17 protein-coding genes and 1 riboswitch are annotated in these 22,208 nt (G+C 53.8%); of the genes, 10 read left to right on the top strand and 7 right to left on the bottom strand.

Annotation, left to right across the window (positions count from 1 at the left end; translation table 11 throughout):
* Window positions 1-272 precede the first annotated feature (272 nt).
* From LEPIL_RS02085 to LEPIL_RS02075, 3 genes are read left to right on the top strand one after another with little or no spacing between them, the layout of a single operon-like run.
* The gene (locus LEPIL_RS02085; RefSeq protein WP_002769474.1) at window positions 273-1,370 is read left to right on the top strand and encodes a CofH family radical SAM protein; all 1,098 of its coding nucleotides are present in this window, start codon (window positions 273-275) and stop codon (window positions 1,368-1,370) included.
* An 8-nt stretch (window positions 1,371-1,378) separates the two neighbouring features.
* Complete coding sequence (locus LEPIL_RS02080; RefSeq protein ID WP_002769473.1) at window positions 1,379-1,684, top strand: DUF4160 domain-containing protein; 306 nt, start codon at window positions 1,379-1,381, stop codon at window positions 1,682-1,684.
* Window positions 1,681-1,956 (top strand): DUF2442 domain-containing protein, encoded by a 276-nt coding sequence (locus LEPIL_RS02075; RefSeq protein ID WP_002769472.1) that lies wholly within the window; start codon window positions 1,681-1,683, stop codon window positions 1,954-1,956. The genes LEPIL_RS02080 and LEPIL_RS02075 overlap by 4 nt, the downstream gene beginning before the upstream one ends.
* 125 nt (window positions 1,957-2,081) lie before the next feature.
* On the opposite strand, the gene LEPIL_RS02070 is transcribed toward LEPIL_RS02075, so the two are convergent.
* A complete protein-coding gene (locus LEPIL_RS02070) occupies window positions 2,082-2,681 on the bottom strand; it encodes an NAD(P)H-dependent oxidoreductase (RefSeq protein WP_002769471.1) in 600 nt (199 codons plus the stop codon).
* Between the two features lie 165 nt (window positions 2,682-2,846).
* Between LEPIL_RS02070 and LEPIL_RS21465 the strand changes: the two genes are divergently transcribed.
* Window positions 2,847-3,476, top strand: coding sequence for a TetR/AcrR family transcriptional regulator (locus tag LEPIL_RS21465; RefSeq protein ID WP_002769470.1), 630 nt, complete (start codon window positions 2,847-2,849; stop codon window positions 3,474-3,476).
* A 279-nt stretch (window positions 3,477-3,755) separates the two neighbouring features.
* A complete protein-coding gene (locus LEPIL_RS02060; protein ID WP_002769469.1) occupies window positions 3,756-4,181 on the top strand; it encodes a GatB/YqeY domain-containing protein in 426 nt (141 codons plus the stop codon).
* Window positions 4,182-4,270: 89 nt separating this feature from the next.
* Here LEPIL_RS02060 and LEPIL_RS02055 read toward each other — a convergent pair whose 3' ends face one another.
* The 4 genes from LEPIL_RS02055 to LEPIL_RS21460 form a co-directional block, all read right to left on the bottom strand.
* Window positions 4,271-6,256: a putative bifunctional diguanylate cyclase/phosphodiesterase gene (locus LEPIL_RS02055; RefSeq protein ID WP_002769467.1), complete on the bottom strand. Its 1,986-nt coding sequence runs from the start codon at window positions 6,254-6,256 to the stop codon at window positions 4,271-4,273.
* Between the two features lie 104 nt (window positions 6,257-6,360).
* Window positions 6,361-8,094: a putative bifunctional diguanylate cyclase/phosphodiesterase gene (locus tag LEPIL_RS02050; protein WP_002769461.1), complete on the bottom strand. Its 1,734-nt coding sequence runs from the start codon at window positions 8,092-8,094 to the stop codon at window positions 6,361-6,363.
* Between the two features lie 11 nt (window positions 8,095-8,105).
* On the bottom strand, window positions 8,106-8,555 hold the full coding sequence (locus tag LEPIL_RS02045) for a response regulator (protein ID WP_002769459.1): 450 nt from the start codon (window positions 8,553-8,555) through the stop codon (window positions 8,106-8,108).
* Window positions 8,552-11,767 (bottom strand): PAS domain S-box protein, encoded by a 3,216-nt coding sequence (locus tag LEPIL_RS21460; protein WP_002769457.1) that lies wholly within the window; start codon window positions 11,765-11,767, stop codon window positions 8,552-8,554. The genes LEPIL_RS02045 and LEPIL_RS21460 overlap by 4 nt, the downstream gene beginning before the upstream one ends.
* 223 nt (window positions 11,768-11,990) lie before the next feature.
* Between LEPIL_RS21460 and LEPIL_RS02035 the strand changes: the two genes are divergently transcribed.
* A complete protein-coding gene (locus tag LEPIL_RS02035; RefSeq protein WP_002769455.1) occupies window positions 11,991-12,977 on the top strand; it encodes an HpcH/HpaI aldolase/citrate lyase family protein in 987 nt (328 codons plus the stop codon).
* An 876-nt stretch (window positions 12,978-13,853) separates the two neighbouring features.
* Here LEPIL_RS02035 and LEPIL_RS02025 read toward each other — a convergent pair.
* Both LEPIL_RS02025 and LEPIL_RS02020 read right to left on the bottom strand, forming a co-directional pair.
* The gene (locus tag LEPIL_RS02025; RefSeq protein WP_002769452.1) at window positions 13,854-15,038 is read right to left on the bottom strand and encodes an NHL repeat-containing protein; all 1,185 of its coding nucleotides are present in this window, start codon (window positions 15,036-15,038) and stop codon (window positions 13,854-13,856) included.
* A gap of 55 nt (window positions 15,039-15,093) precedes the next feature.
* The gene (locus tag LEPIL_RS02020; RefSeq protein ID WP_169314789.1) at window positions 15,094-17,205 is read right to left on the bottom strand and encodes a TonB-dependent receptor; all 2,112 of its coding nucleotides are present in this window, start codon (window positions 17,203-17,205) and stop codon (window positions 15,094-15,096) included.
* A gap of 14 nt (window positions 17,206-17,219) precedes the next feature.
* Window positions 17,220-17,348: riboswitch (cobalamin riboswitch) on the bottom strand.
* A gap of 302 nt (window positions 17,349-17,650) precedes the next feature.
* Between LEPIL_RS02020 and LEPIL_RS02015 the strand changes: the two genes are divergently transcribed.
* The 4 genes from LEPIL_RS02015 (at window position 17,651) to LEPIL_RS02000 (ending at window position 21,332) form a co-directional block, all read left to right on the top strand.
* Window positions 17,651-18,214 (top strand): hypothetical protein, encoded by a 564-nt coding sequence (locus LEPIL_RS02015; protein WP_002769449.1) that lies wholly within the window; start codon window positions 17,651-17,653, stop codon window positions 18,212-18,214.
* Between the two features lie 47 nt (window positions 18,215-18,261).
* The gene (locus LEPIL_RS02010; RefSeq protein ID WP_002769448.1) at window positions 18,262-18,840 is read left to right on the top strand and encodes a DUF6580 family putative transport protein; all 579 of its coding nucleotides are present in this window, start codon (window positions 18,262-18,264) and stop codon (window positions 18,838-18,840) included.
* Entirely contained in the window at window positions 18,827-20,008 is a 1,182-nt protein-coding gene (locus LEPIL_RS02005; RefSeq protein WP_002769447.1) for a cysteine-rich CWC family protein, read from the top strand. The genes LEPIL_RS02010 and LEPIL_RS02005 overlap by 14 nt, the downstream gene beginning before the upstream one ends.
* A gap of 124 nt (window positions 20,009-20,132) precedes the next feature.
* Window positions 20,133-21,332: an RtcB family protein gene (locus tag LEPIL_RS02000; RefSeq protein WP_002769446.1), complete on the top strand. Its 1,200-nt coding sequence runs from the start codon at window positions 20,133-20,135 to the stop codon at window positions 21,330-21,332.
* Window positions 21,333-22,208 lie beyond the last annotated feature (876 nt).

Here is a 22,208-nt window from a genome sequence, read left to right as displayed (position 1 = left end):
CTTCCATCGATGCCCAGTTTCCGACTTTCTGTGCCTTGAGCATCAGTTTGAAACGATAGTAGACGGCGTAAATAAAGGCCACATGAGCCACACCGAATACCGTCAGGTGAAACACGTTTTTCACGAGGTCGGATTGTTGGAACATGAATCTCTCCGTGTGTTTAAAGCGCGGGAAATGGCTATCCCATGCGCCCTTGCAGGATTATTTTGAACGGGGTTCATGTCGAGAAAAAAGCTGGGCGCACCCCATTCTGATAAAAAGGTGGATGGCAATGTTACAGGGATTGACTGCTGATACGGCAACTGACCGCATTCTGGAGTCCGTGCTGAGCGGAAACCGCCTCTCCGTCGACGACGCCTTCGAGCTCTACCAGAACGGAGACTTCCTGAAAATACAACTCGCCGCCCGTGAGATCCGGAACCGCAAGGTCAATCCGGCCATCGCCAGCTACACGGCCTTTCGCGTCGTCAATTACACGAATTTCTGTAACGTAGAATGCACCTTCTGCTCGTTTATGGACGAGATCGGCTCTGGCAAGGGCTACGTGCTCACCGAAGACGAGATCGTCAAAAAAATGGAAGAGGCGCTTGAAGTCGGCGCCGACCAGATGTTCTTGCAGGGCGGAGTCGATCCGCGCATCCCCTTTGACTATTACCTGGGCGTCATGCGAGCCGTTAAAGAGAAGCTCGGCAAGCACATCCACATCCGCGCCTTCTCGCCCGTCGAACTCATGAATATGGAGGCGATTACCGGTCTGCCTCTTGAAGAGGTTCTGCGCACGCTAAAACAGGCCGGCCTTGATTCCGTGCCCGGCGCCGGCGCCGAGATCCTGACCGATCGCATGCGCAACATCCTCTCGCCGAAGAAGGCGACCAGCGAACAGTGGATTCACGTCATGGAAACCTGCCATCGTGAAGGCCTGCCGGGATCGGCCAATATCGTCTGGGGCAGCGAAGAAACGCGGCATGAGGTTATCGAACACCTTGATCTGATCCGCAATCTGCAAGATCGCACGGGAGGTTTCCATTCGTTTATTCCGTGGACCTTCCAGAAACAGACGAAGAAGTTCTATGTGCGCAACGTTCCCGCACAGGAATACCTGAAGGTACTCGGCATCTGTCGTCTGTTCTTCGACAACATCACGCATATTGAAACGTCGCTGATGGTGCTCGGCCAGGGCGTCGGTCAGATCGCCCTGCATTCAGGCGCCGACGACATCTCCTCGATCGTCATCGAAGAGAACGTCCTGCGCAGCTACGGCATCAAAAGCGAAGAGAAGGCCCGCATCTTTCTATCAGAGTCGGGCTTTCTTCCCATGCGACGTGATTTCAACTACACGTATCGGGAGCCTGAATTGACTCTGGGTTGAGATTACGTATGCCGAAGCTGTACGAATACTTCGGGATTACGGTGCTCTTTTATTCCAATGAGCATGAACCTGTTCATGTGCACGGCAAATGTCAGGGCAGAGAAAGTAAGGCTGAGATTTTTGTGCTTGGCGGCGATGTAGTTCGCATCGATTTTATGAATGTTCGCGGTCGTCAGCCCTTGAAAGCCATGGAGCAAGCGTTGTTCGTAGAGGTTGTTCGGGCTCGAAGCGCTGATATTGTGCAAAAGTGGATTGATTTTTTTGTTCTGAATAAGACAATTCGGCCGGAGCGCATTGAAAGGAGGCTGAAATGAATGAAGTCATCAATATAGTCCGAGCCGAGTATGTGAAGGACTATGTTCTCAGCCTGGTCTTTGATGACGGAACAGAACAGCTCGTAGACTTTGAGCCTTTTCTGCGTTCAGCTCAAAATCCAGCAATTCAATCCTATATGGAGCCCGCTCTCTTTCAAGCGTTTCGAATCGAGCATGGAGAGTTGCTCTGGGGGGATTACGACCTCTGTTTCCCCATGGTCGATCTGTACGAAAACAATTTACTGCATCTACCGGCATCCGCGCAGAAATAGCACCCGCTGTCTGTTATTCATTTCAACAGAACATCCTCGTTATTTTCCTTGCAAGACTCCAGAGGCTAAGCTTCAGGAGTCTTGCAAGGAAAGATGTCTTGAAATCTACCGGAGCAGGCACAGGCCTACCTGGACGCCAGGCTCGCTCCCAGCTTCTTCATCTTTTCCAGAAAGACGGCGCGCTCCTTGTCCTTGCGATATCGCAGGCGGTCGAGCGTCGTTATACGTACGGGCTTGATGCCGCAGAATTCGAGGATGGCGTTTTTCACGGCCCGACGACTGGCCGCACCATAAAGCAGGCGATCGTACCATGAGGGAGCGTCCATCGTGACGATGAGATCGCCCGTCTTTCCCGTGAGAAATTTATCCCAGAGCGGAGAGTTCTCTCTATACTTAAAAGCGAAGCCGGGAAGAAAAACCCGATCAAAGAAGCCTTTAAGAAGAGCGGGCATCTGACCCCACCAGGTCGGATACACAAAAACGATATGGTCGGCCTCTTTGATCTTCGTCTGCATCTCCAATAGATCGGGTTCCAGCTCGGTGCGGCTGTTGTAGCCATGCGCAAGATTCAGCTGAAAGTGCAGATCAGCAAGCCTCACGGCCTGAAGCGTATTCGTGCTCTGCGCCGATTTAAATCCCTCTGCGATGCTCTGAAAGATCGCACCGTTAAAGCTGTTTGGATCCGGATGACCCAGGATCAAGAGTATCTTTTTTGCCGATGCCATGAAAGGCTCCTTGAGTGTTTGTGATCGTCCTCTGGAGAACTGCGTCGATCTGTTTGGGAATCTCTTGCAGGTATCTTCATGTGAACGATGTTTACATTGTAATGCTTGATGTGAACGCCGTCAACATTTTCTTGCCTCTCCTGCCTTATTTGTTTCTGTGACCTCGTGACCTTAAAAAGGAAGAGTGCGACTGAAAAGCGTCCCGAACGGACGCGCGGACCGTATCATCACGGTAATCTCAAGGCCGAGCTCCTGCGTGTCGGCATGCGGTTGCTTGAGAAAGAAGGCGAAGAGGCGCTTTCTATGCGACGGCTCGCCACAGAGATCGGCGTCAGTCCGGCGGCGGCCTACAGACATTTTGAAAGCAAGAACCATTTGCTGGCCGGCCTTGTCGAACGCGGCTTTCAGCTGCTGATCCGCTCAACTCTGCGCGGAGCGGAGGCCGACGTCATCGCTGCAATGCGACGTTACGGCACCGGCTACCTGCGTTTTGCAATCCGGCATCCGCGCCTTTACAGGCTGCTTTTTCAGGAGCCGCTCTATGCGCTCAGCGATTCCGATGGCCCGATCGTACGGAGCGCCGAGCCGGCCTTTACGCTTCTTGTTGAGATGTGTCAGGCCGGCATCGAGCAGAAGGCCTTTCGGCCACAGTCGCCGGTTTCTATGGCGCATGCCGCCTGGGCCCTTGTGCATGGATTTGCACATCTGAAGACTGAGAGCTGCCTGCCGCCAGGGCTTGATACACAATCCGACTTTCTGCTCGCCCATGAGGCGCTCTTGAAGGGGTGGAGTTAGGGGCTCCTTTAATTTCAGAATGAACCTCGGAGCGCTCAGAGAACGCAGAGAAAACCGATGAGGGCAAAGGCGGAGAGAGTTCTCATAGATATTGTCGCATCTGGATCGTTTTCGCGCTTTTCGCGTATTTCGCGGTCAAAAAACTCTTCCTCTTCTCGGATTTCCTGCGTGTCTCCGTGGTTTATCTTCTTGTGTTTTCTTCTACCTTGTGCTTATTCGCCGTCCCATTGCCCTCTTAACTCGACTTGACAGCGTCCTCTGTGCCCGCATCGTCGATCCATGCTTTTCGAGAAATTACAGAAAGATACACTTGATTCCCGCAAGAATAAAGATGCCGATCGTGCTGCCCTGCTCATTACCGTCCTTTCACAGGTGAAGACGATGGCCATCGACGACGGGCATCGCGACCCGAACGATCAGGACGTTTTGAAAGTCGTGCGTTCCTTTCTTAAAGGCGTGAACGAAAACCTGGAGCTGGCGGCAAAAGGTACGATCTCGGCCGAAGAGAAGGCGAAGAGCGAGTATGAAAAAGGGGTGCTCGAAGAATACCTTCCGCAGCAGCTCGGAGCCGACGATCTGAAAAAGATCCTGAAAGAGGCCGGTGTGAAGAACATCGGCGAAGCGATGAAACTTCTGAAAGAGAAGTATGACGGTCAATATGACGGAAAGATGGCCTCTGCCGTCGCAAAAGAGGTAATCGGCTAATTTCTTTCAGGCGTACGGAGCGGGTCGGCTAACCGGCGACCCGGCCGCCGGCCGGGCAGAGGCCGGTCAGGAAGAGTTGGGGGCCTGTCTCAGGAGAAGAGCGCCAGCATGGCCTGCTCTTTCAGCGGACGCGAGAGCAGAAACCCCTGAAGCATGCTGCAACCCAGGCGGTTCAGATGCTCGATCTGCTCTTCGCGCTCGACGCCTTCGGCGATGCTGTCGATTCCAAACGATCTTGTTAACGTGAGGATGGATTCGATCAGCGCCGTCGAACGTCTGTCGTCGGGATATCCCTGTAAAAAGCTTCTGTCGATCTTGATCGAGTCGACGGGCAGAAGGCCGAGGTAGCTGAGTCCTGAGAAACCGACGCCGAAGTCGTCGAGGGCTATAGTGAAGCCCCTGGATTTCAATCCATGGATGCGCTGTGTGGCCTCGACCGGATCTCTGATGAATACTCCTTCCGTTATCTCGATCTTGTAGCGGTCGGGATCCATGTGATGCTCTTCGATGAGGCCGGCAATGTCGTCGACAAGAGTCGGAACAAGCAGATGCACCGGCGAAAGGTTTACTGAAAAGCGGATGTCGGCAGGCAGTAGAGGAAGCACTTTCGTACTTTCCGTGATCATCCAGTTCGTCAGCGAGATGATGACGCCGTTTTTCTCGGCGAGCGGAATAAAAAGATCGGGAGGTACGTCTCCAAGAACGGGAGACGTCCAGCGAAGCAGCACCTCAAGATAGCGAATCTTTCGCGTAGACGCATCTACGATGGGCTGATAGACCAGGCTCATCTCGTCGGTGATGTTGGGCCGCAGAAGCTCCGTTTCAACATGCATCCTGTAGTTTAACCGCTGTCGGTCTTCGGGAGAGAAAAGCCTGACCTTATCGACGCCGTGCTCGCGCGCCTCACGCAGAGCGATTTCGGCGCTCTGCACCAGCGCTTCCATCTCTGTGGCATCGTCGGGAAAGACGGCCATACCGGCCGTACAGCTGAGCGTGAAATCCATGGCGTCCGTTTTTACAGGCGCTTCTATGGCCCGAATCAGACGCGCAGTCTCGGCTTCGGCCATGTCGCCGGGCATAAAGAGTCCGAATTCATCCTCTCCGTAGCGGGCAAGGAAGGTTTCGCGATCCGTTTCATTTTTCAGTCGCTCCACCATCGTTTTTAAGATCTGATTGCCTGTATCGAAACGCGTCGAATTGCGGATGTTGCTCAGATTCCTCACATGCAAGAGCATGAGAGCGAGGCGCTCGTCGTTGCGATTCTCCATCGTCATCTCAAGCGTTTGCAAAAGGGCCTCGCGGTTCGGCAGGCCTGTGATCTGATCGGTGAACGCAAGTTCAAACGCCCGCAGAAAGGACTCTTCAAGCTCTTCGGTCATGCGCGAAAGCGAAAGGCGGGTCTCGACAAGCTCCGTGATCTCGCGGCCTGAAATCGTTATACCGGCGCAGGCGCCTGTTCCGTCTTCCCGTGAGGAGGCCTTCAGTTCAAAGGTTCGCTTCTTCTGACCTGTTTCAAAAACCGCCTGAAAGCTGCGGTAATGGCCTGCAGCGCAAATTTCAACCAGAGCAGTGTCCACCGCCTTAATGAATTCGGCCGGTAGCGGAAGGGAGCGAATGTCGCGGCCGACAACGGCAGAGTCCAGGATATCGGGAAAATTGGAGGGGCGGTGAAACCACAGAATGGCCCCTTCTCTGGAAAGAACAATGACCAGATCGTCGATGGAATTCAGCAGCGCTTCATGCTCGGTTCTGATGGTAGCGATGGTTTTTTCCATCTCTTTGATCCGCTTTTCGTAGCTGAGCCGATCAATGGCCTGTTTCAGGGCATGCTTTCCGTTTGAGTCGGACCTGTTAAAAAGCTCAACCGGACCGTTTTTATGCAATTGTGATAACAGGCTTCGCGTGCGTTCGCTGAAGAACAGCAAGAGAGGTAGATCGGTCGACGGTAGCTCATCGCCGGCGTCGAGATCGACCGAGAGGGCGTCGGGGGCAGCCTGAGCATCCCGTACGGCGACGACGTCGTCCCTCTTTAGTTCCTCTGGCAGGCTGCTTCGGTATTGAATCACAGGCTTCATAAATTGACTTTTCGCATTGATTGCTCTGGCGCGGCTATATTCGTCGAACGCCCTATTGGACGGACGATTTCAATAAAAAAGCAATAAGGAAATTGTCGCTTAAACTAAGGGACCGGTGAGCGATTCTGTAAAAAATTGAACAGATCTTCCGTTTTAAGAGGTCGGCTGAAAAAATAGCCCTGAATGAGATGACAGCCCAGATCGGCAAGGGCCTGGAATTCCTCTTCGAGCTCGACTCCTTCGGCGACCGTTTCGCTTCCCATGGCTTCGGCCAGCGAGATCATCGCCCGCACGATGCTACGGTTTCGTTCATTGATGTGAATTTCGCTGATGAAGCTTCTATCGATCTTGATCGTATCGACGGGGAATCTGCTCAGATAACCGAGATTTGAGAATCCTGTGCCGAAATCGTCGAGAGCAAGGCGAAACCCGGCATTGCGCAGCTCGGTCAGCATACCGGCCGTCCACTCCGAATCTTCAAGCAACAGTCCCTCGGTGATTTCGAATTCGATACGACCCGGAGCGATCGAATGCCGCGAAAAAAGCTCGAAAAGGTCGCTCAGGAAGTCCGGACGTTTCAGATGAATAGGCGACAAGTTGATGGCAAGATGCACGGGAGGATAACCCATAGCGTCCATGCGTTCAAGCGTTTGCAGGCCCGTTTCGATGATCCACTCGCTCATCGAGGTGATGGCGCCGATCTCTTCGGCCAGAGGAATAAAATGTGCAGGTGAGAGCTCACCAAATTTAGGAGACTTCCAGCGAATCAGGGCTTCGAGAGAGGGTACGGCTCCGTCTCTGATGCGACCTTTGGGTTGAAAGACGAGATACATCTCGTTGACGACGTCTCTCTGTAGAAGGGCGTTTTCAATAGCGAGCCTGCGTTCGAGGTTCAGGCGGTCTTCGGAGGTGAAGCGTCGAACACGTCCGCCCGTACGTCTTGCTTCGCGCAGATTGAGTTCGGCCGTTTTAAGCAGCCCGCCGCCGTTGCGACCGTCATCCGGATAACGCACGATGCTCACAGTACCGCTCTGTAAGAATTCATGCTCCTGAACGACGACGGGTTGCTGTAAGGCGTTGATGATGGTGTCGGCGATCGCTTCAGGGTCATGCGATCCCTGTCTGACGATTGTGAGAAAGGAATCGCCGGCAAGACGACCAAAGCGGATCTCATCAGGCAGGGCCTTCCTTACCCGATCTGCGATGGCTATGAGAACGCTGTCGCCGATCTCATAGCGCGTACGATAGTTGATGCGGCGAAAGCCGTCAAGGTTCAGAAGCAATACGTGAAATGGGTTCTCGCCCTGCGTGATCAGCAGCTCGATATTCTGCAACAGAGCCTCTCGATTGGGGATGCCGGTTAACTGATCTACAAAGGCAAGCTCATACGTATGCATGAAGGCGCGCTCCAGCTCCCGGTTCGCCTCTTCGCGTTCTTTTTCGGCGCGCTGTCGCGTCTGTATCTCTTCGGCCTCTCGCAATGCCCTCTGAATCGCCGGAGCAAGCCGGCTGAGGCGATGCTTCATTACATAGTCGGTCATGCCTTTCTTAATCATCTCAATGGCCAGCTCTTCGCCGAGCGCTCCCGAAACGAGAATGAAGGGCGTTTGGGGCGATATCTCTCGAGCGATCTGTAACGCGTCGGCGCCCGAAAAGCCGGGCAGGCTGAAGTCGGCGAGTATGATGTCGGGGGCGTTCTCCAGGGCGGAGAGGAACCCTGCCTTATCCTGGACACGGTGAATCGAACACTGCAGACCTTCGCCGGCGACGACGCTGGCGACAAGCTCGGCGTCGAGATCGTTATCTTCGAGATGCAGTATTTTCAGGGTGCCGTTCATGGAGGTCGCCTTTACTGCGCCTTTGTTTCTACAGGAGGCTCATTGATGATGCCCCAGAAGGCGCCTACCGTTCCGACGGCGCGCATGAATTCCTGAAAGTCCACGGGCTTAACGACGTAGGCGTTGGCGCCGATCTCATAGCAGCGAACGATATCGGGCTCTTCGCGCGACGAGGTGAGCATGACGACGGGAAGACTGTGCAGTGTCTTATCCTGCCGGATCTCGGTCAGTACCTCGATGCCGTTGCGTTTCGGAAGCTTGAGATCGAGCAGAACGACGGCGGGCAGTCCACTACAGCGGTCGGCGTATTTCTCGCGGCGAAAGAGATAATCAAGGGCCTCCACGCCGTCTCGCGCCACGGAGATGGGATTTGCAAGGCGGGCCCCTTCAAGGGCGGCCAGAGCCAGTTCAAGGTCGCGCTCATCGTCTTCAACGAGCAGAATATGTTTTAGTTCGGTCATGATCGTAACTCCGGAAGATGAAATGAAAAGTCGGCTCCTTCGTTCAAGGCAGCGACGACATGGACGGTTCCGCCGTGTCTGTGCACGATGCGTCGCACGTTGGCGAGTCCTATTCCCGTCCCTTCGAATTCCTCGGCTCTATGCAGCCGCTGGAAGACGCCGAATAATTTATCGGCATATTGCATGTCAAATCCGACTCCGTTATCCCTGACATGGATTGTCGTGCCTTTTTCCGCCTGTTCCGAAAAAATTTCGATGACAGCGGGATCCCTGTTTCTGGTGAATTTCAGCGCATTTCCTATCAGATTCTGGAAAACAAGCAGGATCATCGACGGATCACAGCGCATCCGCGGCAGCTCGGTGATGCGCCAGTCGATATTCCGGCCCTGCGTTTCGTACGAAAGATCGTTGATTACTCTCGTGACGATACCGTTCAGATCTATCACGCTCTGCGACATCTCAGTGCGGCCCATTCGCGAGAACTGAAGAAGATCGTCGATAAGCATGCCCATACGCTTAGCAGAATCGGCGATGATATCGAGATATTTCCTCAGCTGAGGATCAAGTTCGAAGGCCTTCATGTGAATGAGATCAATGAAGCCGGTAATATGACGCAGGGGGGCGCGGAGGTCGTGGGATACCGAATAGGAGAAGGCCTCCAGCTCCTGATTGGCCGCCTGGAGCTGCATCGTGCGTTCTCGCACGCGATCTTCAAGGTGATCGTTCAGAAGCTTCAGATCTTCATAGGCTTCGGCAAGCTCTTTCTGTGCTTTCTTTCGTTCGGTGATGTCGATTCCCGTTCCGATGATGATCTGCTGGCCGGTCTGTGGATCTGTAACCGAGCTGTTATTCCAGAGAATCCAGCGTATATCGCCCGACTTCGTAAGCCATCCGTTCTCGACGTTCGGCTCGATCTCTTTAAGAGGCATTTCTGCGAAGCGGTTCATCACGTGATGCCCTTCATCGACAGGAATTAGAAAGCTGAAATGTCGGCCGATGACCTCATCGCGCCGATAGCCGCTCACCTCTTCACAGCCGCGATTGAATTCGATGATTTGTCCCGTTTCGCTGAGAACGATGATGAGGGCGCTTGAGGTCTCGACGATGCTCTGTCGGAATTCACGTTCGCGCTGCAACTCCTGTAGACTATGCTGTAATCGCTCAAAAAGCTCTTCGCGAACACGTTCGACCTCGACTCGTTCTGTGATGTCGATGCCGGTGCCGATGACGAATTCCATGCCGCCCTGCCGATCGAAGAAGGCGGAGTTGCTCCAGAGAATATGTCGTTCGTCGCCCGATCGGGTCAACCAGGGGTACACAATATTGTGCTCTACATCGCCGTCCTCCATCTGTTTCAGGCGGTTTCGAGCCGAGTCGCGCTGATCAGGCGGTAACAGGATGAAGTAAGGCTTACCCAGTAACTCGTCTTTTGTATAACCGCTGATCTCTTCGGCGACGCGATTGAATTCGATGACGTTGCCGTCCGTATCGGCGACACAGATGATGGCTGCCGCCGTATCAAGGATCTGCTGGCGAAAGTTTCGTTCGCGGACGATCTCCTGAAAGGTGCGCTCGATCTGTTTAAAGAGCTGCTGCTGTTCTTCCTCAAACTTCTTACGTTCCGTAATGTCGATACCAATTGAGATGAGCAATCTGCGGCCGAGCAGCGGCTCTCTATAGACGGAGTTCTGCCAGGTTACCCATCGCTTCTGACCGTCTTTGCGCAGCAGAATGTATTCACTTGATGAATCCGTGCCTGCTGCAAGGCGTTCTTTCAAGCCTGCCAGAGTAACCGTGCGCAGTTTTTCTGGAACAAGAAGCGTTGCGGATTGGCCGATGACCTCTGTTCGTTCGTACCCTGTTGCCTGCTCGGCAGCGCTGTTAAACTCGATAAGGCGGCCTTCTTCGTCGACGACAAGCACGATGGCACCGCTTGTCTCCATGATCTGTTTGCGAAGATTGCGTTCCTGATCGACGGCGCCCAGCTGTTCGGCCAGCTCTTCGTTTGCCTGGAGAAGATCATGCTGCATCTCTTTCTTCTCGGTGATGTCGATGCCGGTTCCGATAACAAGATCGACCGATCCATCGGGCTTCAACGTGCAGGTATTCGACCACGAGATCCATCGCTTCGTGCCATCGCGCCGTAGCCAGTGGTTCTCGAACGTTGCGGGAAAGTGGCCGGCGGAAAGCGACTTCAATGCCTCTATGACGGCCGGCCTTTCGTCTTCGGGGATCAGGTATTTCCAGAAGGGCTGTCCGGTGACCTCTTCTCGTGAATAGCCCGAGGTCTCTTCGCATCCGCGATTGAAAGTGATGATATTCCCGTCACGATCGACGACGATGATGAGAGCCCCCGTGGTCTCAAGGATGGTCGACATATAGTTCTGGTCGGCTGCCAGCTGCTCGAGCAGGGCCCGCTCCGATTCCATTCGTTCCATCTCAGCACCGGCGCGGGCGGCGAGCAAGGTCAAGGTCGGATCAAGCTCCGGAATCGGCTCCATTGGTCGATCATGCAGAAGGACGATAATACCGAGCAGTTCGCCGGCAACGCTGTGCACGGGAATACCCTGATACGATTCCATCTGCATCTGCTGTAGCAGAGCATCCTCTGGAAATCGCCGGCAGACAGAATCACAAAAAAAGCAGGGATCGTTCGCTACCACCGTCTCGCACGGGCTGCCTTTCAGCTCGTACTCGAAATCGTCGACCCGTCCTCCGCGTGCGTCATCCCAGACCGAGATCGTGCGGATGCGATCGTTTGCGATGCGACGACCGACAAAGGCGATGCGCATGCCTGTTGCTTCTGCCAGCAGCTCTGTGACTGAATCAAAGAAGGCCTGACCTGTTAGCGGGGCCGTTTCGCGGGCAAGAGAACGGATGGAGCCCTCAATGCGCCGGGCCCGCGTCGAATCGACGACCTGAATTAAAATTGTATAGGCGGCGAGGCGTCGCAACTGCATGTCTGCGACAAAAACGTAGGAACCGTCGCCATTCTGTAAAGTGATGCTGGTCTCATGGCTTCCGTCGCGAAGCGCATGAGTGACGGCTCGCCGGAAGTCGGTCTTTGATTCGTCGGGCAAGAACTGCTCGAAAGGGCAGCCCTGAACGGAGTTGCTCTCTATGCCGAGAATCTCGCACAGACGGGTATCGGCGTCGGAAAGGCGTAGATCTTGATCGAGTACACCGAGAGCAGTTCTGATCTGAAATTCCATCGTTTGTCTGGCCGGCGTCCGGCTAAAAGAAGGTCGGAGAAAAGGCACAAGGTCAATCCCTTTTTTCTGAGTGGATCTGCTCGCGGGAGAAAGGGAACGAGGGCAGCGCCGGTGTTCGTTTGAAAATATGGTGGAACAGAGAGGCTGCATAAAAAATTTAGCGAGAACGATCGTTTTATTGAGCGATCCCCATTATCGCGATAGTACAGGGAGAGAAAATAGCATGGTCCACCCCAATGACGCACTTTTTGCCGGAGAAAAACCCTTCCCGGTTATTCCGAGCTGCGAGCACTTTGCCGGAAACGAGAAGATGATCCTGAAGGCCTTCAGCTTTCAAAAAGAGAAGGGACCCGTATTCGATGTCACGATGGACTGCGAAGATGGCGCTCCGACAGGACAGGAAAAGGAGCACGCCGAGATGATCGTCCGTCTTCTGAATTCCGCAGAGAACGAGTTCAAGATGGCAGGCGTTCGTATTCACGACTACACGCACACGGCTCACTGGAAGCAGGATGCAGAGATCGTCATCAACGGAGCCGGCGATAAGGTCACCTACATCACCATTCCGAAGCCGACGAAATGGGAGCAGGTCGCCGAGATGATCGATTACATCCGCAATACGGCATCAAAAGCCGGATTGAAGCGCGAGATTCCCATCCACGTCTTGATCGAAACTCACGGCGCTCTTCGAGACGTTGAAAAGATCGCCACACTTCCCTGGCTGCAGGTGCTGGACTTCGGCCTGATGGACTTCATCTCGGGACATCATGGCGCCATCTCGCTCTCGAATATGAAAAGCCCCGGCCAGTTCGAGCACGAACTGCTGCGTCGCGCGAAGGCGAACGTCGTCGCCGCCGCTCTTTCGAACGGCGTCATTCCGGCGCATAACGTCACGCTCGATCTTAAGAACTATGAGCAGACGAAGGACGACGCCCATACCGCTCGTTACAAATTCGGATTCCTGCGTATGTGGTCGATTTATCCGACGCAGATCGACGCTATCGTCGAGGCGATGAAGCCCGATCATTCCGAAGTTGCAAAGGCCGTGAACATCCTCGTCGCCGCACAGGACGCAAGCTGGGGCCCGATTCAGTATGAAGGCGAGCTGCATGACCGCGCAACGTATCGCGGATTCTGGACGATGGTTCAGCGAGCACGTCTCTCGGGCGAATCTCTGCCCGCCGAAGCCGTGAAGCGCTGGTTCGCCTGATCGAAACACGAGTTACGAGCATCCATTGTTAGAAAGAGGTCGCCCCAGGGCGGCCTCTTCTTTTATAGGAAAAGTTAACCGCGGAGTGCTCAGAGGGCGCGGAGAAAAGAGGAATAGGGTGGGGTTTTTCAGTGTATGAACTCTCTTCGGTTTTGGATCGTTTTCGCGTATTTCGCGCCTTTCGCGGTCAGAAGGATTTATTAACCGCGAAATACGCGAAAAGCGCGAAAGAAGAAAAGGGGGAAGTATCCACACACCTATCTTTTTTTTCTCTCTCTGGTCTTCTCTGTGTCCTCAGCGACCTCTGCGGTAAATTACTCTGGTTTTTCTTGTGGCATCGCTGCAGAAAAGGTTAACCTCTGAGGGCTCAGAGGACGCGGAGAAGAGGTTTAACTATGGAGGGAATAAAGGGTTGAGAGAATGGGATGGTCGTCCTGTCCCTACTGTTGTATTTCTTTTTTACTCTCCTCCGATTGTTCTCTCTTTGATCATCTCCTCCGTGCCTCCGTGGTGAACGGATTTTTTCCACGAAATACACGAAAAGCGCGAAAGAGGAAAAGGGGAGAAGGCATCCACACACCTATCTCCTTTTTTCTCTTTCTGGTCTTCTCAGTGTTCTCAGCGACCTCTGCGGTAAATTACTCTGGTTTTTCTTGTGGCATCGCTGCAGAAAAGGTTAACCTCTGAGGGCTCAGAGGACGCGGAGAAGAGGTTTAACTATGGAGGGAATAAAGGGTTGAGAGAATGGGATGGTCGTCCTGTCCCTACTGTTGTATTTCTTTTTTACTCTCCTCCGATTGTTCTCTCTTTGATCATCTCCTCCGCGACCTCTGTGGTTAATCTTTTCCTGGATTTAGATAGCAGCCAGGTGCGCCCCTACGGGATATAAACCAGATCCGTCGGCCGCAATCCGATTGGAACGGGTAGCGGAGTCAGTTTCAGATCGCCGGCATTCGTATCATAGATGGAGATGCCCGGCTCTGTATAACTGCTGTCGCCCAGGTATAGCCTGCCGTCATCGGTGAGAAGCATACCGGCGACATAGCGTCCCCAATTCGGGGCGAAAAGTAGATTGCCTGTTCGCGCTCCTGTCGTCGGGTTGAATCTTTGAATCGCCGTCGAGAAATCCTGAAAGAGGATGCTCGCATATCCCACGGAGTCGTTCTTGATTACTACATCGAGAATGTCGCCGCCTGCCGCCGTTTCTCGATACAGGATCTTAAAACTATTCGTAGCGAGATTGAAAGCAATGATGCCCCCATCGATTCTGAAGTTGTAGCCGAGCCAGGAAGGACAGGCGACCACAAGATGTGGTTGGCCGAAAAGGTCCACGCGGCGAAGTTTGCTGAACGGGTTGGAGAAGGGCATGGCGTGTGCGGCGACGATCGTATCGCTGCCGGCGTCGATCTCTACAAGCAATGACGGATAACCGGCGACAGGCGGCCAGGTGGAAAAAGGATCGTTACGATAGAGGCGTTGCACTGCGGCAAAGACGCGGTTGCCTTCGGCATGCAGGCCGCTGACCTCCGGATATCCATCGGGATCGGAGTAGGCGGCCAGCGAAACGGAGCCGATGACGGCGCCCGATTCGGGCTGGACGACGAGGATGTTGTTTTTTCCGTAAAGAGAGATGTATCCCTTTCCGTTAGCCGTAACGACGATGTCGTGCGGATTGGAGGCGTTACCCGTCGAGTACTCCGAAACGGTCAGATACGCCGATTGCGGATCAAGAACCTGAATGCCGTCGCGACCCAGCCTGTTCACGATAAAGACCCGGCCGTTGAAGTATCGGGCCATAGCGTCGGAGTGAATGGACGTGAAGAAAGGTACGGCCACTCCTTCCGGATGCATCACGCTGAATCTTCCCGACGGGCCCAGATCGCTTGAGACGACTCCGATGCGGTTCGCACCGCTTCCCAGAAGGAGCTGATAGAAGAGATCGGCGGCCTGTGGTTTTTCGATGTCTTTTATTAAAGAGCAGGACTGCGTTATGAGAATAAGCAGTGGCAGGATTGCCCGACCGTAAACGCTGAAATAATGCCTGTCAGATTTGATTTTCATGAAGGGACTCCCGTATAATGACGTCTGGCAAAATATCTGTAATCTGTAACCTATCTCAAAAGCGATAGCTGACCGTGAGATACATGGATCGGCCTGGAAGAGGATAGCCGCTAATTTCAACGGCGCGACGGTCGAGAAGATTCTTCACATCGAGCGTGATGCGCAGATCTTTCTCTTTCTCACGGGCTCCAAATACCTGCCAGCGCAGAAAGATGCCGTACAGCCAGTAGCCGGGCTGATAGTTGAAAGGATCGTTCGTGCGATCTCGATAAAGGGCGCCCTGATAGCTGACATCGACGCCTCCCTCCACGTAATCGTTATACAGAGAAACTCCGCCTGCAAAATCGTGAAGAGGTTGATAGGCGAGATACTTTCCTTTTACATAGCGGATTTCGGATTCGTTGATCGCCTTCTGAAACGTATAGTTCGAGAACAGGCGCAGATGATCGAATGCCTTGAGATTCAGCGAGAATTCGACTCCACGAATGCGGGCACGGTCGACGTTTTCGGGCCTTACAGAGAACTGCGAATTCGGCACGAAAAGAATAAGATCGCGAACCCGTCGATCAAAGGCGATGATCTCTATATCGGCCTTGAAGGGAAGCTGCGCCGGTTTGTCAAGAGAGGCTCCGACGCCTCCCTCTAATTGATCTGCCTTTTCGGGCTTCAGGGATGGGTTTCCGATGATGGAGCCCGGCTGTCCGAATATCTCGACAAACAGAGGAATGCGACTGCCCGACGAGGCGTTCCCTTTCAGATAGAGATCGTTTTTTTTCTCGCGAAAGACGACAAGTCTGAGGCCGCCTGCGTAGTTTTGCAAGTGCTGCTGCTTGTAGGTCGGATCTTCATCAAACAGAGATCGAAAGCGCCACTCAGCTTCAGGAAAGCGATCGGTGATACGCTGGTATTCGGCCGAGGCGGTGATGATGATGCGCTCTTTGAGAAAAGAGAATTCATCTTCGATGCGAGCGATCTCTTTTGTGCGCGTCTTCGTCGGTAGCTTTTCCACTCGTTCATTGAAGCGGTTCCGACGCTCTTTCCAGTAGCCTTCGCGCTCCGTTGCGAGAAAGAAGCGGATGGTCTGATAATAATCGAGAAGATAAAGCGTCGGTTCTATATGAAAGCCGTAGCTGCGCAGTCGCGAAAAGCTGTGCGGCGTGGACGGATCGAATTCCTGGTCGGGATCATGAAACTCGGATTGGTATTCGGTAAAGAAGGCCCGGTTCTGCAGCCGCAACCATTCAAAGCCGAGGCCTTTTGTATCGGTGCTGATGCCGGTCGTATTGCGCAGCAATTCGGTGCGTGTGCGCTCCGTCTGTCGTGCGATGGGGCCCGGAAGTCCGTTCTCGGTCTTTGCCGTATCGTTCAGGATCTTGAAGTCGGTTTTCAACGCATGAAATCCGAAGCGCATGGTGGCGAAGGCGTTTCGATAGTCGGCGTTTTCTCGCGTATCGTCGAAGTCGTCGATCGTGTTGATGACCGGCGTTCCGTTATCGTTATGAAAGCGAAAGTTCTGCCGCGAGCTTTCGGCCTTCGCCGTCAGATCATAGGTGAAATTCTCGCCGCCCCAGGTCTCGCCGAGCAGGCGGAACGTATCAAACGAGCCGGCTGTCGTCGCCACGCGATGTCCGATCGGCGTTTCACGCCTTTTCGCCGTCGTCAGATGAATGGCTCCGCCGACGGGGGAGCCGGCCGTATCGCCGCCGCGACGGATCTCGATTCTATCAAACGAATCGAGATTGAGCGTCGAAAGGTTAACCTCTCCCATCGCCGCATGATTGAGCGGAATGCCGTCGATATACAGATTCACCTGATTGGCCGTCGATCCGCGAATCGATACGGTGGAATACGAACCCGCTCCGCCGTATCGGCGTATACGAATGCCCGCTTCTTTTTCGATGATCTCATCGACGCCGATCATGCGTCCGTCGGCCTGCGTGACGTCGATCTGCGTGCGACTTCCCGTGGAGCGTACGGTATCATCGTTCTCGCGTGGAGCCGTAACGACGACTTCGGGGGACTTCTCCTCTTCTTCAGTGGAAGGGACGGCCATGGCCGGATGATGAAGTAGAAGCAGCGCCAGAATGGACAAAACGGCGACTCCATGGCGTCGACTGTCTCGTTCTTGTATAGAAGAAAAGCGTTTCGCTGGAATATCTATTTTCAAAGGGACCTCCGGTTGCTTCCGGGCTCCCTTCGCTATGGCGAATCGTGCAGCGGTCATTGACGCGTGACCGAATTGCAGGGAAGATCTGGCTTGTTCTTTCGAACTTACAGTTGCGCGACAGCCCGGGACTTGCACCCGGTTCCTCCCGAAAGTAGGGACAGAATCTTTTCCGCTGCATTGACGGGCCAGCTTTTTTTATTGCGCCAATTACGCTCTGTGGGATTGTGATCCTGCTTTCCTCAGGGAGGAAGGAGGTGAGAATCCTCCGCTAACGGTGTAACTGTATTGAGCGTTTTGCGCTCTGAGCCAGATCTTCCTCGTAACGATGCGCCCGTAAACGATCGTTACAACCTGCAACAGCAGGGGGCCCCCCGGAGTTAAGCTCCGGGGACCGTACAGTTTTCAAAGGCGTACTTTCTCCGGAATTCTAATTCAGGAGAAACCTATGATACGCTTAACCGGGTCGATACGACTCATTTCCTTGCTGCTCTTGCCGGTGCTTTCTCTTTTGACTGCAGCATGCGAATTATCTTCTTTAGAGAAAGAGGATGCATCTGTAGCGATGCTTGCCGCTCTCAGTGCCTCGTTTCAAGCCCCCGCACTGCCTCAGGCGCCGATTGAGCTGGAAATCAACGGCGAATACGGCGAGGATTTCGATTTCGACGGCCATGCCGACATGATCCATCAAATTCACGCTTCCTTCCACTCTTCAGTTGGTTATACGGGAACGTGGAACTCCGAGACACCATTCGGCAATCCAGAAAGAACCGTTCTCGAATTCGACAATGCGAAGCGAACCGCATACGTCGACTGCCCCGCCTGTTGGACGCCCGGCATCAGCCGAATGCAATGGACGGTATATAACGGCGACATCTATTACTGCGAGATTATCTATGGCAAGGCCACACTGGCTGATGCGAAGGCCGACTCGACGACCGCGAATCCGACTGATCCGACCGTAACGGGTAGCTGCGGTTTTTCGTACTGGTCAAAACTTGATCCGCTTTGAGCTGACGGCCGCTTCCCCCATTTAACTTAATACTTATGGAGAAATCTATGAATAACCGTTCCATTCTTTTGCGACCGCTGGCGTTGACGACGCTTATCGCCTTGATGGTCGCGAGCCGTTTTCTTCCGCATATGCCTAACTTCTCTCCTCTCGGAGCCATAGCGCTTTTTGGAGGAGCGCATTTCGAGAAACGATGGCAGGCTTTCATTGTTCCCCTGCTGTCAGTTTTCGCTTCTGATCTCGTTTTGAATAACGTGATCTATGCCGGATATTACGACTGGTTCGTTTTCTTCTATGACGGATTCTACTGGCAGTACGGGGCCTATGTGTTAACCGTTTTGCTCGGAATCTTCTATCTGCGCAAGATCGAACCGTTACGGGTGATCGGCGTCTCTTTTGCTTCTGCGGTGCTATTCTTCGTCGTCTCGAACTTCGGAGTCTGGGCCGGCGGAACGATGTATACGATGGATGCGATGGGGCTCTTCACATGCTACGTGGCCGCCATCCCCTTTTTCAAAGGCACACTGCTCGGTAATGTCGTCTATTCCGCTGTGCTTTTCGGCGCTTTCGCTCTGGTCGAACGACGCCTGCCGTCTCTACGTCGAGGTTCGTATGCAGAAGTATGAATTACAGTTCTGTCCGCGCTGCGAAGGCGGATTCTATTGCCGATCGGGGAATATCGGCGAATGCCAGTGCTTTCCCGTCTCTCTGACTGAAGAGCAGTATAACGCGCTGAATGAACAATACGGACAATGCCTGTGCGCTCGTTGTTTGAACGAGATAGCGAGATCGGAAATTCACGATACCTGCGGGGTTACAACAGTGAAGAAGAATTCAGCCATGAAACGGATTCCGCGAGGTTTCAGGGGATTGCTACCCGGAGTCCTGTGCATAGCGATTGCCTGTGTTCCCGATGCAGCCTCGACGGACGACGCCTTGCTTTCCCTTCTGCAATCGCCTTCGACCGGCGTAAAGACGATCGTTGCAGAGGAAGGAGAGTTTCAAGCCGATACCGTCACCGAGGCGACGAATACGTCGGCGTCCTCGTACGGCAATCCGGCCGCGGCGGCCGATGGGATTGGCGGTACGTTCGGTGTTTACAGTATGCGTTACGAAAGAACGACCGGGCCCTTCTCCTATTGTAAGGATCATACGACCGTGCCTGCTTACTCACAGTTACCGGCTCCGTCGGGTTCGTTCAGCCCTGTGATGGGAACAAAAGACCGGCGTGCGGCGGAGCAGTGCGTCGTTCTCGAGTGGTCGGGCAGACGCGTGTTGAATCAACAGGGAGAAGATTTTCGCGTGTACGAAAACGGATTCGAGGTCGGAACGCCGGGCAGCGGAAACTTCTTTATGGAGCCGCTTATCGTCGAGATTTCAGATAACGGCTCGGACTGGTGCGGATGGAACCCGCAGTATGTCGGTATCAAAGAAACCGATCCCGCCTATTTAATGCCCGACGGTCGTTATAAAAGCGGAGGTCCGAATCTGGCCGAAACGCGCAGGCAGAGCAACTATCTGCGCTTTGGCGGCGTTCAGATCGGCGGCAATGTTGCAAACGGCGACGCCTTTGATCTTGACGACGCAGAATTCGGAAGCAGCGGATCTGGCACGGACGGCAGAACGCCGTGCAGCGTGACTGCGAGAAATCGCATGAGGCTGAACGGCTTTGTCTATATCAGGCTGGTTACGGCGTGGTCCAGAGATACGGTTGAGTATCCGCTGGCCTATGATTCTTTTGATGCCGCAGCCGATATCGACGCCGTATATGCCTGGAGCACCGCTGATCGTTAGTCGAATACCGGAGGTCTTTCTGGTATTCAGGGTTTAAAGCAGACCCGAGGCCCTTTATGGCCTCGGGGTTTGCGGTAGAGAAAACGCTTGAAAGAGAACGCTTGACGTCGATATCTGGAATTCTATGTCCGCTTCGACGATTCAAACAACAGGCGTTCCGATTCGAATCTGGGCCGACCCCGCAGAGGTGGAGGGGGCGGCCCTCAGGCAGCTTCAAAACACGGCGGCGCTTCCCTGGGTATTCAAGCAGATCTGCGCTATGCCCGACGTGCATTATGGCATCGGTGCGACCGTCGGCTCCGTGATCGCCATGAAAGAGGCCATCGCTCCCGCAGCTGTCGGGGTCGACATCGGCTGCGGTATGGCGGCCGTTAAAACAAATCTTAATGCGTCCGATCTTCCCGACTCGCTGAAAGAGCTTCGATCTGAAATCGAGCGTGCCATCCCTGTGGGATTCAACATGCACAGAGATCCGGCCATTGACAGGGCCCTGGAGCGAGACGATCGCGAATCAAGAAAGATGGCGGATCGTCTTTTCCATGAATATGCTGATCTTGCCCGCGTAGCGCAGGGGCTTCGCGAGAAGGCCACACGCCAGATCGGAACGCTTGGCGGAGGCAATCACTTCATCGAGCTCTGCCTTGATACGAACGATTCCGTATGGATGATGCTTCATTCGGGCTCGCGCAACATCGGCAAAGAACTCGCAGAATTCCATATTGCCCGAGCTCGCAAGCTGGCGCATAACGCCGATTTACCCGACAGAGACCTTGCCGTCTTTCTTGCCGGTACGCCCGAGATGCAGGAATATCGGCGTGACCTTTTCTGGGCGCAGCGCTATGCGTATCTGAACCGACTGGTGATGCTCGGGTTATACAGCAAAGCCCTCAAGCGCTTCTTTCCGCGGCTACAGGAGCAGGAACGCGTTATCTGTCACCATAACTATGTAGCCGAAGAGATGCATTTCGGCGAGAACGTGCTTGTGACGCGAAAGGGAGCCATCCGTGCGGGCAGGGGAGAGATGGGCATTATTCCCGGCTCTATGGGTACGCGATCCTACATCGTGCGCGGCCTCGGTAATCCAGATTCCTTCGAGAGCGCCTCACATGGGGCGGGACGTCGCATGAGCCGGGGCGAGGCGAAGCGGCGTTTCTCGGCCGCCGATCTTGAACGTGAAACGGCCGGCGTCGAATGCCGCAAAGATCCCGGAGTGCTCGATGAAATCCCCTCGGCCTATAAAGATATTGATGCGGTGATGCAGCGTCAGAGCGACCTTGTCGAAGTCGTATACCAGTTGAAGCAGATCCTCTGTGTTAAGGGATGATGGGAGGATCAGAGCTGCACAACTCTGATCTCTTCATTACTATTAAGCGGCCAGATTACATGGCCCTCCCTGAGCACTGTGCCTGCATGTCTTCCGTTGATAGCAGATGGCGTTTTCGTATCGTGCAAGCCCCATAGAGATAGAGAGAGCATAAAATTCCATCTTTTTGCGCTCCTGGACATAAAAATGATTTGACCGTAGAGGCGTGTACGTTTCTTTGATCTTCCGCTGCAGTGATGTGGCGGGAAGCGGTTAGACGAGATTATGTCTCTCTGCCCTTTGTCTGTGAAGCTTTTCGGAGCAAATCACCGATAAGCAAGTTTTCGAGAGCGATCTTGAAAATTTGCGAAAAAAGGGGATGTAGAACATAAAAGCGGATTGACTGCGAGGCCATCCTGAAACAGATGGTCATCTCCGGCGGCGATGATCGATGAGATCAAAACCACGGGAAGCCCCGAGTGAGCGATCACAGCGACGGGCTGAACGCTCTCTTGTAGAAGGGAGCAGCGACCCAGAAGGTTGCAGAAGCCGGCTCGATGTAATGTCGAGCAAAGCGGCAGTAACGGAATCTCCTGCGAGATGAAGTGAGGCCGGGCAGAAAACAGTATTGATCTTTAAAATCCAGAAGGAAAGCTCAAAAGCGAGTAGTCCAGATTTCGTCAGGACTTTCTGTTCCGTAAGGTGCGGTCTTGAATCAAGTAAAGGCCGCGCAGCGTGTATGCTCGATGTGAATCGGATAAGCATGCACGTTCGAAAAAACGTGTAATCTATCGCAAGATAGATTCATAACGGAGAGTTTGATCCTGGCTCAGAACTAACGCTGGCGGCGCGTCTTAAACATGCAAGTCGAGCGGCAGCACTTCGGGTGGCGAGCGG

Origin of the sequence: Leptonema illini DSM 21528 (genome assembly GCF_000243335.1) — a bacterium.
Taxonomy (GTDB): domain Bacteria; phylum Spirochaetota; class Leptospiria; order Leptospirales; family Leptonemataceae; genus Leptonema; species Leptonema illini.
This window is presented reverse-complemented; position numbering and strand designations above follow the sequence as displayed.

Excerpts from the sequence above, each read along its gene's own strand:
- LEPIL_RS02060 (WP_002769469.1), top strand. The coding sequence starts at position 3,756 with ATGCTTTTCGAGAAATTACAGAAAGATACACTTGATTCCCGCAAGAAT.
- LEPIL_RS02055 (WP_002769467.1), bottom strand. The coding sequence starts at position 6,256 with ATGAAGCCTGTGATTCAATACCGAAGCAGCCTGCCAGAGGAACTAAAG.
- LEPIL_RS02025 (WP_002769452.1), bottom strand. The coding sequence starts at position 15,038 with ATGAAAATCAAATCTGACAGGCATTATTTCAGCGTTTACGGTCGGGCA.
- LEPIL_RS02010 (WP_002769448.1), top strand. The coding sequence starts at position 18,262 with ATGAATAACCGTTCCATTCTTTTGCGACCGCTGGCGTTGACGACGCTT.
- LEPIL_RS02080 (WP_002769473.1), top strand. The coding sequence starts at position 1,379 with ATGCCGAAGCTGTACGAATACTTCGGGATTACGGTGCTCTTTTATTCC.
- LEPIL_RS02075 (WP_002769472.1), top strand. The coding sequence starts at position 1,681 with ATGAATGAAGTCATCAATATAGTCCGAGCCGAGTATGTGAAGGACTAT.
- LEPIL_RS02070 (WP_002769471.1), bottom strand. The coding sequence starts at position 2,681 with ATGGCATCGGCAAAAAAGATACTCTTGATCCTGGGTCATCCGGATCCA.
- LEPIL_RS02045 (WP_002769459.1), bottom strand. The coding sequence starts at position 8,555 with ATGACCGAACTAAAACATATTCTGCTCGTTGAAGACGATGAGCGCGAC.
- LEPIL_RS02085 (WP_002769474.1), top strand. The coding sequence starts at position 273 with ATGTTACAGGGATTGACTGCTGATACGGCAACTGACCGCATTCTGGAG.
- LEPIL_RS02005 (WP_002769447.1), top strand. The coding sequence starts at position 18,827 with ATGCAGAAGTATGAATTACAGTTCTGTCCGCGCTGCGAAGGCGGATTC.
- LEPIL_RS21460 (WP_002769457.1), bottom strand. The coding sequence starts at position 11,767 with ATGGAATTTCAGATCAGAACTGCTCTCGGTGTACTCGATCAAGATCTA.
- LEPIL_RS02035 (WP_002769455.1), top strand. The coding sequence starts at position 11,991 with ATGGTCCACCCCAATGACGCACTTTTTGCCGGAGAAAAACCCTTCCCG.
- LEPIL_RS02015 (WP_002769449.1), top strand. The coding sequence starts at position 17,651 with ATGATACGCTTAACCGGGTCGATACGACTCATTTCCTTGCTGCTCTTG.
- LEPIL_RS02050 (WP_002769461.1), bottom strand. The coding sequence starts at position 8,094 with ATGAACGGCACCCTGAAAATACTGCATCTCGAAGATAACGATCTCGAC.
- LEPIL_RS02000 (WP_002769446.1), top strand. The coding sequence starts at position 20,133 with ATGTCCGCTTCGACGATTCAAACAACAGGCGTTCCGATTCGAATCTGG.